General features: G+C 70.1%; 15 protein-coding genes. 8 read left to right on the top strand and 7 right to left on the bottom strand.

The window, feature by feature from the left end:
- The first annotated feature begins 66 nt into the window (after positions 1-66).
- Entirely contained in the window at positions 67-498 is a 432-nt protein-coding gene (locus ACWIHY_RS10945) for a GlcG/HbpS family heme-binding protein (RefSeq protein ID WP_454375321.1), read from the top strand.
- A gap of 45 nt (positions 499-543) precedes the next feature.
- Here the strand turns inward: ACWIHY_RS10945 and ACWIHY_RS10950 are convergent, their stop codons facing one another.
- Positions 544-1,434, bottom strand: a complete 891-nt coding sequence (locus ACWIHY_RS10950) for a GNAT family N-acetyltransferase (RefSeq protein ID WP_454375322.1) — start codon at positions 1,432-1,434, stop codon at positions 544-546.
- A 4-nt stretch (positions 1,435-1,438) separates the two neighbouring features.
- Positions 1,439-1,969, bottom strand: a complete 531-nt coding sequence (locus ACWIHY_RS10955; RefSeq protein WP_454375323.1) for a DUF2269 domain-containing protein — start codon at positions 1,967-1,969, stop codon at positions 1,439-1,441.
- Positions 1,970-2,046: 77 nt separating this feature from the next.
- Between ACWIHY_RS10955 and ACWIHY_RS10960 the strand changes: the two genes are divergently transcribed.
- On the top strand, positions 2,047-2,679 hold the full coding sequence (locus ACWIHY_RS10960) for an HAD family hydrolase (RefSeq protein WP_454375324.1): 633 nt from the start codon (positions 2,047-2,049) through the stop codon (positions 2,677-2,679).
- Positions 2,680-3,119: 440 nt separating this feature from the next.
- Positions 3,120-4,736 (top strand): globin domain-containing protein, encoded by a 1,617-nt coding sequence (locus tag ACWIHY_RS10965; protein WP_454375325.1) that lies wholly within the window; start codon positions 3,120-3,122, stop codon positions 4,734-4,736.
- Between the two features lie 14 nt (positions 4,737-4,750).
- Here the strand turns inward: ACWIHY_RS10965 and ACWIHY_RS10970 are convergent, their stop codons facing one another.
- The 4 genes from ACWIHY_RS10970 to ACWIHY_RS10985 all read right to left on the bottom strand — a co-directional run bounded on the left by ACWIHY_RS10970 (position 4,751) and on the right by ACWIHY_RS10985 (position 7,953).
- Positions 4,751-5,266 (bottom strand): NUDIX domain-containing protein, encoded by a 516-nt coding sequence (locus ACWIHY_RS10970; protein WP_454375326.1) that lies wholly within the window; start codon positions 5,264-5,266, stop codon positions 4,751-4,753.
- 60 nt (positions 5,267-5,326) lie between these two features.
- Positions 5,327-6,223: a LysR family transcriptional regulator gene (locus ACWIHY_RS10975; RefSeq protein WP_454375471.1), complete on the bottom strand. Its 897-nt coding sequence runs from the start codon at positions 6,221-6,223 to the stop codon at positions 5,327-5,329.
- A gap of 200 nt (positions 6,224-6,423) precedes the next feature.
- Positions 6,424-7,572 (bottom strand): cystathionine gamma-lyase, encoded by a 1,149-nt coding sequence (locus tag ACWIHY_RS10980; RefSeq protein WP_454375327.1) that lies wholly within the window; start codon positions 7,570-7,572, stop codon positions 6,424-6,426.
- A 3-nt stretch (positions 7,573-7,575) separates the two neighbouring features.
- On the bottom strand, positions 7,576-7,953 hold the full coding sequence (locus ACWIHY_RS10985) for a phage holin family protein (RefSeq protein WP_454375328.1): 378 nt from the start codon (positions 7,951-7,953) through the stop codon (positions 7,576-7,578).
- Positions 7,954-8,022: 69 nt separating this feature from the next.
- On the opposite strand from ACWIHY_RS10985, the gene ACWIHY_RS10990 reads away from it, so the two are divergent.
- The 4 genes from ACWIHY_RS10990 to ACWIHY_RS11005 all read left to right on the top strand — a co-directional run bounded on the left by ACWIHY_RS10990 (position 8,023) and on the right by ACWIHY_RS11005 (position 10,324).
- A complete protein-coding gene (locus ACWIHY_RS10990; protein ID WP_454375329.1) occupies positions 8,023-8,340 on the top strand; it encodes a cupin domain-containing protein in 318 nt (105 codons plus the stop codon).
- A gap of 218 nt (positions 8,341-8,558) precedes the next feature.
- A complete protein-coding gene (locus ACWIHY_RS10995) occupies positions 8,559-8,774 on the top strand; it encodes a DUF5326 family protein (protein WP_454375472.1) in 216 nt (71 codons plus the stop codon).
- Between the two features lie 257 nt (positions 8,775-9,031).
- Positions 9,032-9,769 carry an IclR family transcriptional regulator gene (locus tag ACWIHY_RS11000; RefSeq protein WP_454375473.1) on the top strand — a complete coding sequence of 246 codons (738 nt, stop codon included), beginning with the start codon at positions 9,032-9,034 and terminating at the stop codon, positions 9,767-9,769.
- Between the two features lie 117 nt (positions 9,770-9,886).
- Positions 9,887-10,324, top strand: coding sequence for an SsgA family sporulation/cell division regulator (locus ACWIHY_RS11005; RefSeq protein ID WP_454375330.1), 438 nt, complete (start codon positions 9,887-9,889; stop codon positions 10,322-10,324).
- 19 nt (positions 10,325-10,343) lie between these two features.
- Here the strand turns inward: ACWIHY_RS11005 and ACWIHY_RS11010 are convergent, their stop codons facing one another.
- Positions 10,344-11,714 carry a YibE/F family protein gene (locus tag ACWIHY_RS11010; RefSeq protein WP_454375331.1) on the bottom strand — a complete coding sequence of 457 codons (1,371 nt, stop codon included), beginning with the start codon at positions 11,712-11,714 and terminating at the stop codon, positions 10,344-10,346.
- A 201-nt stretch (positions 11,715-11,915) separates the two neighbouring features.
- Here ACWIHY_RS11010 and thiC point away from each other — a divergent pair, with 201 nt between their 5' ends.
- Positions 11,916-13,691, top strand: a complete 1,776-nt coding sequence (gene thiC, locus ACWIHY_RS11015; RefSeq protein WP_454375332.1) for a phosphomethylpyrimidine synthase ThiC — start codon at positions 11,916-11,918, stop codon at positions 13,689-13,691.
- Positions 13,692-13,700 lie beyond the last annotated feature (9 nt).

Raw genomic sequence — 13,700 nt, forward strand, 5'->3', positions numbered from 1 at the left:
CAGCCCCGGACCGACCCAGCTGAACAGCTCTGCTGAAACACCCCTGAAGATCCAAGGAGTTACCTCATGAGCACCACCGTCACCACTGCCGTCGTCCCGCTGACCATCCAGGACGCCGAAGCGCTCGTCGACGCGGCCCGCCGCGCGGCCGAGGAGGCCGGAGTCACGGTCGCTGTCACCGTGCTCGACGCGGGCGGGCACCTGCTCGCGTTCCGGCGCGACGACCGGGCCGTACTGATCGCCGGCGAGACGAGCACCCGCAAGGCGTACACCGCGCTCCAGCTGAACGCCCCGACCGTCGACCTGGTGGATCTGGTTCAGCCCGGCGGGCTCTTCCACACCCTGCCTACTGCCCTCGACCGACCGCTGCTGTTCATCGCGGGCGGCGTACCGGTGCAGCGTGACGGCCGTCTGATCGGGGCGATCGGTGTGGGCGGCGGAGCGCCCGACCAGGACCACGGGTTCGCGACCGCCGCGGTCGACGCCCTCGGCCGATAGGCCGGAGGTTGGCCCGGCCCCGGAGGACGGCCCTGCCGGCTGCTGTCAGCCCGCCGCGACCGTCAGGGGGGCGAAGCGGCGGCTCCAGTCTCCGGGCAGGGCGGGGATCCCGTAGGTCATCACGGCGTTGAAGGCGACCGGCTCCAGGCCGTGCGCCTTCACCCATTCCAGGAGCTCCTCGTGGCGTACGTCGATGTCGGTGCGCAGCGGGCGGTCCGTGCCGGCGGCCAGCGAGGCGATCAGTGCCTTGGCGGTCTCGGTGTCCTTGGCGATCAGCGGGCCCACGACATGGGTCTGCATGTTGGGCCAGGCGGCGGCGTATCCCGTGATGCCGCTCGGGTCCTCGGCGATCCGGATCTGGTCGGCGAAGGCGGGAAGCCGCGTGAGCATGTGGGTGCGGTCCTGGCCGAAGACCTCGGCGTCCAGACGCAGGATCGCGGGCAGGTCCTCTGCGGTGGCGGGACGGGTCGGCAGTCCGGCCGGGGGGCCGGTCGGGCGGAAGCGACCGCTGACCATCTCGGCCCTGCCGGTCACCGCGAAGCCGAGCTCCTCGTAGAGCGGGCGGCCGTTGGGGGTGGCGTGCAGGGTGAGCGGGGTGTCCCCGGCTTCCCCGATGACGTGCCGCATCAGGCGGCGTCCGATGCCCTGCCGTGCGTGGCGTCCGGCGACGAGCACCATGCCGATGGCGGCGAGTCCGGGTGCGTTCGAGCTTCCGGCTTCGTAGGCGTTCTGGGGTCCGTACGACGTGACAACGCTCGCCGCGGCGAGGCCCTTTCCTTCCGGTGCGTCGATGCCGTAACCGGTGCCGGCTGCCAGCAGCAGGCTCCATTTGTGCTCTTCGCGGGGCCAGCCCCTGTCTTCGGACAGGTCGGCGCAGGCGGTGAGGTCAGCCAGGGTCAGGCGGCGGATGGGCAGATCGGCGTGCGGAGTCGGCATTGGATCAGGCTGACGGACGGACGGATCGCCCGTCCACCGCTTTACGTGAAGAGGAGGCGACGGCTCGGAAACGCCGGCCTCGCCGGGTGAGTCCCCAGGGCTTGAGGACCGAGATCGCGGTCATGAAGAAGTAGGCGCTGGAGGCGACGACCGGTGCGGCGACCAGGCTGCTGTCGGGGGTCCCCAGGGCCGCGGCCGCGCTGATCGCGGGCCGCAGGGCGAAGACGGTCGCCGCGCCGGTGATGAGTGTCAGCCAGAACTTCACCCAGACCCAGCGGTGCCTGGCCAGGCCCCATGGTGTTCCGAGGGACAGGACCAGCCCGGTGGCCAGCGACAGCAGCGCGACGGGCGCGACCAGCCAGTCGCCGAAGACCTTCATGGAGGTGTAGGCGGCCCGGGTCGTGGTCGGGGAGCCGGTGGTGTAGGCGGTGATGCCGAGGGCGAGGAGCCCGATGGTGAGGCCGAGCCAGCCCACGGAGGCGGCGACATGGGTGACGAGGAGCGCCCGGCGTGCGGGGCGAGGGAGTGGTTTCACATGAAACACGCTGCCTGGCGACAGGTGGTTCCGGCGTCTGACGGGGGGAGTAACCGCGCGTACTAGCCTCGGCGTACATGACGCGACTTCATCTCTTCGATCTCGACGGCACGCTGATGCGCGGCTCGGCGGCGGCGGTGGAGATCTCCCGTCAGCTGGGAGTGAGCGCCGAGATCGCCGAGCTGGAGCGGGATTTCCTTCTGCGAGGCATGGCGCCCGACGAGTTCGCCGTGCGGGCCAGGGAGCTGTGGGCCGACCTCACCGAGGCCCAGGTGGCGGCGGCCTTCGAGGGGGCGCCCTGGCTGTCGGGTATCGAGGAGGTATGGGCGGACATCCGCTCGCGCGGGGAGTACTGCGCCGTCATCTCCCTGTCTCCGGACTTTTTCGTGCAGCGGCTGCTGGCGTGGGGCGCGCATGCCGCGCATGGTTCGCGCTGGCCGGCGGTGCCTTTTCTGGAGCCGGTGGAGCGGGCGGGAATCCTGAATGCGGCCGCGAAAGTGAAGATCGCAGATCGGCTCTGTGAAGAATTCGGGCTGCTTCGGAGTGACTGCGTGGCTTACGGGGATTCGATGTCGGACGCGGAGATCTTTGCGGCGGTGCCGCTTTCGGTGGCCGTCAATGCGGATCACCACGTGTCGGACCTTGCCGTGCTTGCTTATCGGGGTGGTGATCTGTGTGAGGCGTACGAACTGGTGCAGTCCCGCCGGTAATTCTGAATTAGCCGCAGAGCGGGCGCGGGCCCGTGGGAGGGGACGGCCTCGGCAGGGGGCTTGTGCGCCGCGCTACCGCCGGTAGGGTCGACTCCGGTTTGCTCCCGGTGTCCTTACCGCATAGGGCATGGGGCAAAGCAGCCTAACCAGAAAACGGGTTCGGATGCCCGGACTTCCTGGTCTTTGTCCGATGCGGAAGCGGGGCCTGGCATGCTGCGACGACGGGAACTGCGGGCAATGTCACACTTCTGTCCGCCTCACCCCAATTGGGGGTAGTGGCGTGCCTAGTGTGGGCCGTTGACAGACCTGAACGACGGCTAGCGCAGGCATCACAGCCGCACAGCCAGCACAGACCTGAAGCAGAACGGGGAATTTGCGAGCACGTTCCGGTCCCGGAAGTGCACAGACCGACCGAAAGCTGTTCGAGGCGAGGCACATCAATGGACGCTCCGACCACCACGTCGGCCGACAACGGCACTTCCGACGAGAGCGGCGGCGGCTGGTTCAAGCCGCGCAGAAAGTCGGGCACGGGGCCCCAGCAGCCGCCCGGCCAGGATGCGGAACCGGGTCAGGAATGGATACCCGGTCCGGGTACGGGCCGTCCCAGCCGCCCCGTGTCCGCGATACGCCCGGTGGGCACCGGCGCCTCGCGCCCCCAGCCCACCGCCCGGCCCCAGTCACAGCCCCAGTCCCAGTCGCAGCCGACGGCGCGGCCACAGCCGACGGCACAGCCCCCGGCCGCCCCCTGGCCCCGCCCGGCCGCTGAAGCCCGGCCCGATGCGCCCACGGCCCCCGATGCGCCGACGGCTTCCGATGCGCCGAGAGCCCCCCACACGCCTCCCGTGGCCGAAGCGCCCGCCGCGCCGGCGCCCCCGCTCACCTCCGCCGCGCCCTCGGCTCCGGCCGCCCCCACGCCCGAGGTCACCCCCGCCGCGCCCGCCGCTCCCGAGTCTCCCGACGCGGCCCTCATTCGCCGCACCCTTGCCGATGTCGGCGACGACGCCGGCAAGGTCACGTCGTACTTCTACGCGCTGCTCTTCACCCGCCACCCCGAGCTGCGCGCGCTCTTCCCCGCCGCCATGGACACCCAGCGCGACCGGCTTCTCAAGGCGCTGCTGACCGCCGCCGAGCACATCGACAACAAGCCGGTGCTCACCGAGTACCTCCGCAATCTGGGGCGCGGACATCGCAAGTACGGCACCCAGGCCTCGCACTACCCGGCCGTCGGCGAGGCGCTGCTCGGGGCCCTGGCCCGTTATGCCACGGCCACCTGGGACGACGAGGCCGAGGCCGCCTGGATCCGTACGTACACCGCGATCTCCCAGATCATGATCGACGCGGCCGCCGAGAACGAGCTGCGCGCGCCCGCCTGGTGGCAGGCCGAGGTCGTCTCGCACGACCTGCGCACCCCCGACATAGCGGTTGTCACGCTGCGCCCCGACCAGCCGTACCCGTTCCTGGCCGGCCAGTACACGAGCCTGGAAACGCCCTGGTGGCCGCGGGTCTGGCGGCACTACTCCTTCGCCGCGGCCCCCCGCCCCGACGGCCTGCTGTCCTTCCACGTCAAGGCGGTCCCGGCCGGGTGGGTCTCCAACGCTCTGGTCCACCGGGCCCGCCCCGGCGACACCGTGCGTCTGGGGCCGCCCGCCGGTTCGATGACCGTGGACCACACCACCGACAACGGGCTGCTCTGTCTCGGCGGCGGTACCGGCATCGCGCCCATCAAGGCGCTCGTCGAGGACGTGGCCAAGCACGGTGAGCGCCGCCCAGTCGACGTCTTCTACGGCGCCCGCACCGACTACGACCTGTACGACATCGACACCATGCTGCGCCTCCAGCAGTCCCACTCCTGGCTGTCGGTGCACCCGTTGGTCGACGGCAGGACGCAGTTCCCGGACGCCGTGCTGGAGTACGGCCCGTGGAACTCCCACGACGCCTATCTCTCCGGCCCGCCCGGGATGATCCGCAGCGGCGTCGACGCCCTCAGGAATCTGGGCATACCGGGCGAGCGCATCCGCCACGACTCCATCGAAGAGCTGGTGGCGGCGGGCGAGTAGCCACCGGCCGGCCGTCAGCCCAGGTCGTGGGCGTGCATGGCCCGGACGCCCTCGATGTTGCCGTCCAGGTAGTGCCGCAGTGACAGCGGTACGAGGTGCACCGCCGCGATCCCGATCCGGCTGAAGGGCACCCGTACGATCTCGTATTCCCCGCACGGCTCGTCGATTTCGGGGCCGTGCCGCAGGGCGGGGTCCATCGACTCCAGCCGGCAGACGAAGAAGTGCTGCACTTTGACGCCTGTCACTCCGCCGCCCGCGATGTGCTCGACGGTGTCGACGAAGCAGGGCACCACATCGGTGATCTTCGCGCCGAGTTCCTCGTCGACCTCGCGGTGCAGGGCGTCGACGACGGTGGCGTCCGTGGGTTCGACGCCGCCGCCGGGCGTGAGCCAGTACGGATCGACGCCCGGCTTGGTGCGCTTGATGAGGATCAGGTCGTCACCGTCGAGCAGGATGGCGCGGGCGGTGCGCTTGACCACGGGCCTCTGAGGTGCGGGGGTGGTCCCCTCGGGAAATGAGGTGCCGGTCATGGCAATACAGTGGCCCGCCTCACCCGGTCTGAAACTCCCGCACCGCTGTTGTGCGCCGGTTCAGGACCAGTCGGTCGCCGCACGCAGCAGCCACTCGTGGGCCCGGGCGATGTGCGGGAGGGCCAGTGTGCCCGTGCGTACGGCGAGGAAATAGGTCCGCAGGGGCGGCACGGGAGGGTCGAGGAGCGCGACGACCTCTCCTCGCTCCAGTGCCTCTTCGCACAGATATCGGGGCAGTACGGCGAGTCCCGCCCCCGCGGCCGTGGCGTGCAGTACTGCCCGCAGGTCCGGTGCGACGACGGTGCCCGCCGCGACCGGGCGGGTGTCGAAGACGGTGGTCCAGTAGCGGGTGACCAGGGGCAGCGACTCGTGCACCTCCACCACCGGCAGGTGCTCCAGTACCTGCGGTCCCTTGCGGCGCAACAGCCCGGGGCCGATTCTCGCGGCCCAGCGCGGTGCGGCGACCAGGACGTGCTCCTCGTCGCACAGGGCGGCCCCGATGAGCATGGCGCCGCGTGGCCGGTCGGTGGAGATGGCCAGGTCGTGGTGTCCTGCGGCGAGGCCTTCCAGGGTCTCCTGGGCGTTGCCGAAGGAGGTGCGCAGCGCCAGGCCCTCGGCGATGAGCGGGGACAGCGTGGGCAGGACGCGTACGGACGTGAACTCCGGCGGCCCCGCGAGGTGCAGGGTCCGTACGCCGGATTCCTCGTCGAGGCCCGTCTCGGTGATCTCGACGAGCGCGTCGAGGTGCGGCGCCGCGCGGTGCGCGAGTTCGTCGCCGACGGTGGTGGGGGTTACGCCGCGGGCCTGGCGCAGGAACAGTGGGCGGCCCAGTTGCCGTTCCAGGGTGCGTATCTGGCTGGTCACAGCGGGCTGCGACAGGCCGAGGAGGGCGGCGGCGCGGGTGAAGGAGCCGGCCCGGTGCACCGTGACGAACGTGCGGAGCAGAGCCAGGTCCATGGCGCGGTCTCCCGTCCCGGCGGGGTCGCCGACGGTCACAACTATAAATATGTCGATAGGTCTCTGTCGCTACCGTGATTGGACACTGACGCAGAGTCAACTAGCCTTTGTTGCGCGGTTCTTCGCGCGTGGAACCGGGACGGTCCGAGCCATGAGGGGGGAGGCTCGGACCGTCCGTCGTACGTGGGCGCAGGCCAGCGCTAGGCCGTCGGCGCCGCCTCGTCGAGCGCGCGCAGCACGTCGGCCACCAGGTCCTCGGGGTCCTCGGCCCCGACGGAGAAGCGGACGAAACCCTCCGGTACGGCGTCGCCGCCCCAGCGCCCGCGCCGCTCGGCGGTGGACCGTACGCCGCCGAAGCTGGTCGCGTCGTCGGCCAGCCGCAGCCCCGCCAGGAACCGCTCGGCGTACCCGCGGTCGGGCAGCGTGAACGAGACGACGCAGCCGAAGCGGCGCATCTGGCGCGACGCGACGGCGTGCGACGGATCGCCGGGCAGCCCGGGGTGGCGCAGCCCGCTCACGGCCGGGTGCCCGCGCAGTGCCCCGGCGAGGGCCAGGGCGTTCGCGCCCTGCTTGTCGGCGCGCAGCTGGAGGGTGGCCAGCGAGCGGTGCGCCAGCCAGGCCTCCATCGGGCCGGGGATGGCCCCGACGACCTTGCGCCAGCGCCGTACGCGCGCGGCCAGCCGGGCGTCGCGGCACGCCACGTAGCCGAGCAGGACATCGCCGTGACCGGTGAGGCCCTTGGTGCCGCTGGCCACGGAGAAGTCCGCGCCGAGTTCCAGGGGGCGCTGCCCGAGCGGGGTGGCGAGCGTGTTGTCGACCGCGACCAACGCTCCGGCGGCATGGGCGGCGTCCGCGAGCCGGCGGATGTCGCAGACGTCGAGGCCCGGGTTGGACGGCGTCTCGATCCACAGCAGACGCGCGCCGTCGACTGTGCCGAGCTGGGCGTCGCCGCCGGTCGGCGCGGTGCGCACCTTCACGTCGTACGCCGCCAGCTGTTCGCGGACGAGGGCGAGGGCCTGGTAGCCGTCGTCGGGCAGCGCGACCGTGTCGCCGGCCTGCGTCTGCGAGAGCAGTACGGCGGAGACGGCGGCCATGCCGGAGGCGAAGACGACGGTCTCGACGCCGTCCTGCCCCGGCGCCTCCAGCTCGCCGATGGCCCGCTCCAGGTGGGTCCAGGTGGGGTTCTCGTCGCGGCCGTAGGTGTACGGGCCGGTCGGGTCGCCGGGCAGGTGGTAGTGCGCGGCGAAGACCGGTCCCGGGAGCGTCGGTTCGTACGCGACGGGCTCGGGAAGGCCCGCGCGCACGGCCCGGGTGCCGTCTCCGACGGTGGTGGGATTCTCGGGGTCCATGCGTCAGTCCTTTTCCGGCAGGATGACGTTGAGCGCCCACGAGACGACGCTGATGATCAGGCCGCCGAGCACGGCTGTCCAGAACCCGTCGACGTGGAAGCTGAGGTCGATCACGTCGGCCAGCCAGGAGGTCAGCAGCAGCATCAGTGCGTTGATCACCAAGGTTATAAGGCCGAGCGTCAGGATGAAGAGCGGCAGCGTCAGCAGCTTCACTACGGGCTTGACGAAGACGTTCACCAGGCCGAAGAGGAGCGCGACGACGACCAGTGTCAGTGCCTTGTTGCCGGTGCTGTCGCCGGTCAGCGTGATGTCGTGGACGAGCCAGATGGCCACCAGCAGGGCCCCGGCGTTGGCGAGCGTCTTGACTAGGAAATTCATCATGTGTCTGATCGTGGCAGACACGATCCGCGCTGGACACCGGTGCGCGGCAGGCCGAGGGGCGGACGGACGATGAAGGCATTCCGACTGGACGAGCTGGAGGCGGAGCGTGCGGCCAACGACGGCGCGTATCTGCAGTTCCTGAGGGAAAGGAACATGTCGGTCGGCCTGTACGCGCTGAACGCGGGCGAGACCGACTCGCAGCAGCCGCACCGAGAGGACGAGGTGTACTTCGTCGTCAGCGGGCGCGCGTCGATCACCGTCGGCATGGAGACGACGCAGGTCGGGCGGGGCAGTGTGGTGTACGTACAGGCCGGGGTGCCGCACAAGTTCCACCACATCACCGAGGACCTGCGGGTGATGGTCGTCTTCTCGCCGCCCGAGAGCTGACGCCCGTGAGCTGACGCGGGAGAGCTCACGCCCGAGAGCCCGCCGCACGCACGCCCCCACCGGGCCGGGCGCCCAGCCGTCCCCGGGCCGGAACTCGGGGTTCCCTAGGGGGCCGATCAGGGGTCTTCAAGGGCTCCGGACCCCCGTGCGCCACCCCTTCGCCCCTAGCATCGAGGTCAGGAAGAACAGCTGCGAGGGAGAAGAGGCAAGCGATGGCTGTGCGGGAGATATTCGCGGGGATGCCGTGGTGGGTGAAGTGGGTCGCGGTGCCCGTCATCGCGCTGGTGGTGTTCGGCGGCGCCATCCTGAGCGCCATCGGCCTGCTGATCGGCCTCCTCTTCAAGGTGCTGCTCTTCGTCGCCCTGGTCGGCGGACTGATCTACGTCGTACGGAAGTTCATGGCATCGTCCTCGTCTTCGGGCAGCGACTGGTAGCCCGTACGGCCGTTAGCCCACCCGGGGGATCCGGGCCCGGGAAGCACACTGCGTGTCGGGACGCGGCGGTTAGAGTGACGGCTCTCTGATGCCTCAGGCGGGCATGCGGCCCGTCAGTACGCCTGGGGGTGCGTCCCGTGGCCATGGCACAAACGGCCGCCGCTCCAACTCCGAGCCCGATCCCGAGTGCGAGCCCGATCCCGAGCCCGATCCCGATCCCGCGTGCGATCCCGGGTCCGAGTGCGAGTGCTCCGACCCTGATCGGTTCGGTGCAGCGCGCCCTGCGCCTGCTGGAGGCGGTGGGAGCCCATGCCGACGGGGCCCCGGCCAAGCAGCTCGCGAGGGAGGCCGGCCTCCCCCTCCCCACCGCCTACCACCTGCTGCGCACGCTGGCGCACGAGGGCTATCTGCGGCGCGAGCACGGTGTGTTCGTACTCGGTGAGGCCGCCGTGCGGCTGGCCGCCGCGGGCGAGCGGCAGAATCGCCGCGGCATGATCACCGATTCACTGGAGTACTGGCGGGACGCGATCGGCGTGCCCGTCTACTTCGCGCTCTATCGCGAGGGCGAGATCGAGCTGGTCGCGGTCGCGGAGGGTCCGTCGTCCCCCGCTGTGGAGGAGTGGGCCGACTTCCGCGACACCGGTCATGCCCACGCCGTGGGCCAGTGCCTGCTGAGCCAGCTCGACGAGGAGTCCCGCCGGGACCATCTGGACCGTCATCCGGTGGAGCCGCTCACCCCGTATTCGGTCCGTGACCGGCGGGTCCTGCTGGAGCGCCTGGCGGCCGTGGAGCGGATGCGGCCGGTCGTCGAACGCCAGGAATACGCGGTCGGATCGGTCTGTGCGGCCATTCCCCTGAGGATCGGAACGACCGCCGCGACGATGGCCATTTCCCTCCCCGCCGAACAGGAACAGCGGTTGCTGCCCGCGGTGAATCAACTACACAGCGCAGTGGGAGGATTGCTCGGCTCGTTCGCGTTCTCTATCAGTATCTGAAAAATCACTCCTTGTGATCCGGTAGCGCTTCCATCACGATGGCGCAAGAGGGCCAAGGGGGACGATTCCTGGCCAGTTTCACTATTGCCGCCAGTTTCACTATTTGCGGGGTAAGCGATGCGCGAGTCGGTTCAGGCAGAAGTAATGATGAACTTCCTGGTCTCGGAGGAGCTGTCTTTCCGGATTCCGGTGGAACTCCGGTACACGACCAGGGATCCGTACGCGGTCCGGATGACGTTCCACCTCCCCGGCGACGAACCTGTCACCTGGGCGTTCGGGCGGGAGTTGCTGCTCGACGGTCTCAGCGAGCCGTGCGGCGAGGGTGATGTGCGCATCGGGCCGACCGATCCCAACGAGCTCGTGGACGTCCACATCCGCCTTCAGGTCGCCGGGGACCGTGCGCTGTTCCGGGCGAGCGCGGCTCCGCTGGTGGCGTTCCTCGACCGTACGGACAGGCTGGTGCCGCTGGGACAGGAGTGCGCTCTCGGGGACTTCGAGGGGGACTTGGAGGAAGCGCTCGGCCGGATCCTCGCCGAGGAGCAGAACGCCGGCTGAGCCCATGGGGGGTGGCAGTTCAGCGCTTGCGGCGCCGGCCCTTGCCGCCGCCACCGAAGCCGCCACCGAAGCCGCCACCAACGGCGCCACCGACACCGCCGCCGCGTGCGGAGGAAGCCGCAGCGGGCCCGTCCGAGGCCGGCCGGTCGGCCGAGACGACCAGCGCCGCGAGCGCGGTCGTCACCGGCACGGAGGCGACCAGACCGATCGAGCCGACCAGCGTGCGTACGATCTCCTCCGCGACCAGCTCGCTGTTGGCGACGGTACCGACACTGCTCTGCGCGATCGAGAAGAGCAGCAGCAGGGGAAGGGCGGCGCCCGCGTACGCCAGGACGAGCGTGTTGACGACGGACGCGATGTGGTCGCGCCCGATGCGGATACCGGCCCGGTAGAGGGCGCGCGGGCCCATCGACGGGTCCGCCTGGTGGAGTTCCCAGACCGCCGACGTCTGGGTGACCGTCACGTCGTCGAGCACACCGAGCGAGCCGATGATGATGCCCGCGAGCAGCAGGCCGCTCATGTCGATGTCCGGGTAAAGGCCGTGGATGAGCCCGGTGTTGTCGTCCGTGTTGCCGCTCAGGAACGCCCAGTCGATGAAGAGCGAGCCGAGCAGCCCGATCAGCAGCAGTGAGATGAGCGTGCCGACGACGGCGACGGACGTACGGGCCGACAGGCCGTGGCAGGCGTAGAGCGCGATCAGCATGATGGCACTGGACCCGACCACCGCGACCAGCAGCGGATTCGAGCCCTGGAGGATCGCGGGAAGGATGAACAGGGTCAGGATCGCGAACGACACGGCGAGCGCGACCAGCGCCATTACTCCCTTCATCCGGCCGACGCCGACCACGGCGAGCGCGAAGAGCCCGGCCAGCAGCGCCATCGGGACGCCGCGGTCCACGTCTGTCACCGAGTACTGGAGATCGCGGGGCGCGTCGGGGGCGTACGCCACCACCACGCCCTGTCCCTCGTCGAGCTGTCGCGGCGCGTCGGGCTGGACGATCTCGGTGAAGGTGCGGCCCTTGTCCTTGCCGGAGGTGACCTCGACCGTCGCCTTCTCGCAGGTGCCCTGCTGGGCCTGCTGAGCCTCTCGGCCGGACGGTGTGGACGTGTCGCCGGTCGGGGGCACCTGGGCGGCGTTCACGTCCTTGCAGTCGACCTGCTGCACCGACGTGACCTTGCCGTCCACCGTCTGCCGGTCGAAGCCGACGCCGGTGCGCTCGTGGCCGGGCGCGCCGCCCGGCCACAGTACGACGAGACCGACAAGGACCGCCGTGGCGAACGGGATCAGCACCGCCGCGATGACCTTGCGCAGGTGCTTGGAGACGGGCGCGGCGGGCCCGTGGCTGTGGGTGTGGCCGTGGGTTTCGGGCGTTGGCTGTGGGGACGTCACCGACCGATCATCGCAAGAACGGAGGGGGCCCTCTGTTCAGCGCGCCAGACATGACGCTAGCGTGGGGGCACCTTTGCACACGCGGGAGCTCGGAGCACCGGGCTGAGAGGGCGCTGACCTTCGTACGTGAATCCGTACGGAAGCCGCTGCGTCGACCGCCGAACCTGTTACCGGGTAATGCCGGCGTAGGGAGTAGGTCTCATGACCACAGCGGATGCACACACGCCTGCCACCAGCCAGGACGGCCGCAAGCCGGGCTGGCACAAGGGATACGCCACGGGGCCCGAGGGCTCGCGTTCGGATCTCCGCGTGCCGGTCCGTCAGGTGCACCTCACCAACGGGAAGGACGTGACGCTGTACGACACGTCCGGCCCGTACACCGACCCGACCATCGAGACGGACGTACGCCGGGGACTCGCGCCGCTGCGCGAGAACTGGATCATCGGCCGCGGTGACACCGAGGAGTACGCGGGCCGTCCGGTCCGCCCCGAGGACGACGGGATCAAGCACACGTCGCCGCGCGGGGGCCTGCGCAACCTCGACGCGGTGTTCCCCGGCCGTCCGCGCCAGCCCCGCCGTGGCCGTGACGGCCAGGCGGTCACGCAGCTCGCGTACGCCCGTCGCGGCGACATCACGCCCGAGATGGAATACGTGGCGATCCGCGAGAACGTGGCGCCCGAGGTCGTACGGGAGGAGATCGCGGCGGGCCGCGCGGTCCTGCCCGCGAACGTCAACCACCCGGAGATCGAGCCGATGATCATCGGCAAGCGGTTCCTGGTGAAGGTCAACGCCAACATCGGCAACTCCGCTGTCACCTCCTCCATCGAGGAGGAGGTGGACAAGATGACGTGGGCCACCAAGTGGGGCGCCGACACGGTCATGGACCTGTCGACCGGCCGCAACATCCACACCACGCGCGAGTGGGTGCTGCGCAACTCCCCCGTCCCGATCGGCACCGTCCCGCTCTACCAGGCCCTCGAGAAGGTCGACGGCCGGGCGGAGGAGCTGACCTGGGAGATCTACAAGGACACGGTCATCGAGCAGGCCGAGCAGGGCGTCGACTACATGACGGTCCACGCCGGTGTACGCCTGCCGTACGTCCCGCTCACCGCCCGCCGCAAGACCGGCATCGTCTCGCGCGGCGGCTCGATCATGGCCGCGTGGTGCCTGGCGCACCACAAGGAGTCGTTCCTGTACGAGAACTTCGAGGAGCTCTGCGACATCCTCGCGGCGTACGACGTGACGTACTCGCTCGGCGACGGCCTGCGGCCGGGTTCGATCGCGGACGCCAACGACGAGGCGCAGTTCGCCGAGCTGAGGACGCTCGGGGAACTCAACACGATCGCCAAGCGTCACAACGTACAGACGATGATCGAGGGTCCGGGTCACGTCCCGATGCACAAGATCAAGGAGAACATCGACCTCCAGCAGGAAATCTGCGAGGAGGCCCCCTTCTACACGCTCGGCCCGCTCACCACGGACGTGGCCCCGGCGTACGACCACATCACCTCCGGCATCGGGGCGGCGATGATCGCGTGGTGGGGCACGGCGATGCTCTGCTACGTGACGCCCAAGGAGCACCTGGGTCTGCCCAACCGTGACGACGTGAAGACCGGCGTCATCACCTACAAGATCGCGGCCCATGCCGCGGATCTCGCCAAGGGGCACCCGGGGGCGCAGGAGTGGGACGACGCGCTGTCGGACGCCCGCTTCGAGTTCCGCTGGGAGGACCAGTTCAACCTGGCCCTGGACCCGGACACGGCGCGGTCGTTCCACGACGAGACGCTGCCCGCGGAGCCGGCGAAGACCGCGCACTTCTGCTCCATGTGCGGGCCGAAGTTCTGCTCGATGAAGATCAGCCAGGACATCCGTCGTGAGCACGGCGGTACGCAGGACGAGATCGAGGCGGGCATGGCTGAGAAGTCCAAGGAGTTCGCCGCCGCCGGCAACCGGGTGTACCTGCCGATCGCCGACTGAGCGCCGGAG

It is taken from the genome of Streptomyces sp. NPDC055287 (assembly GCF_053646035.1).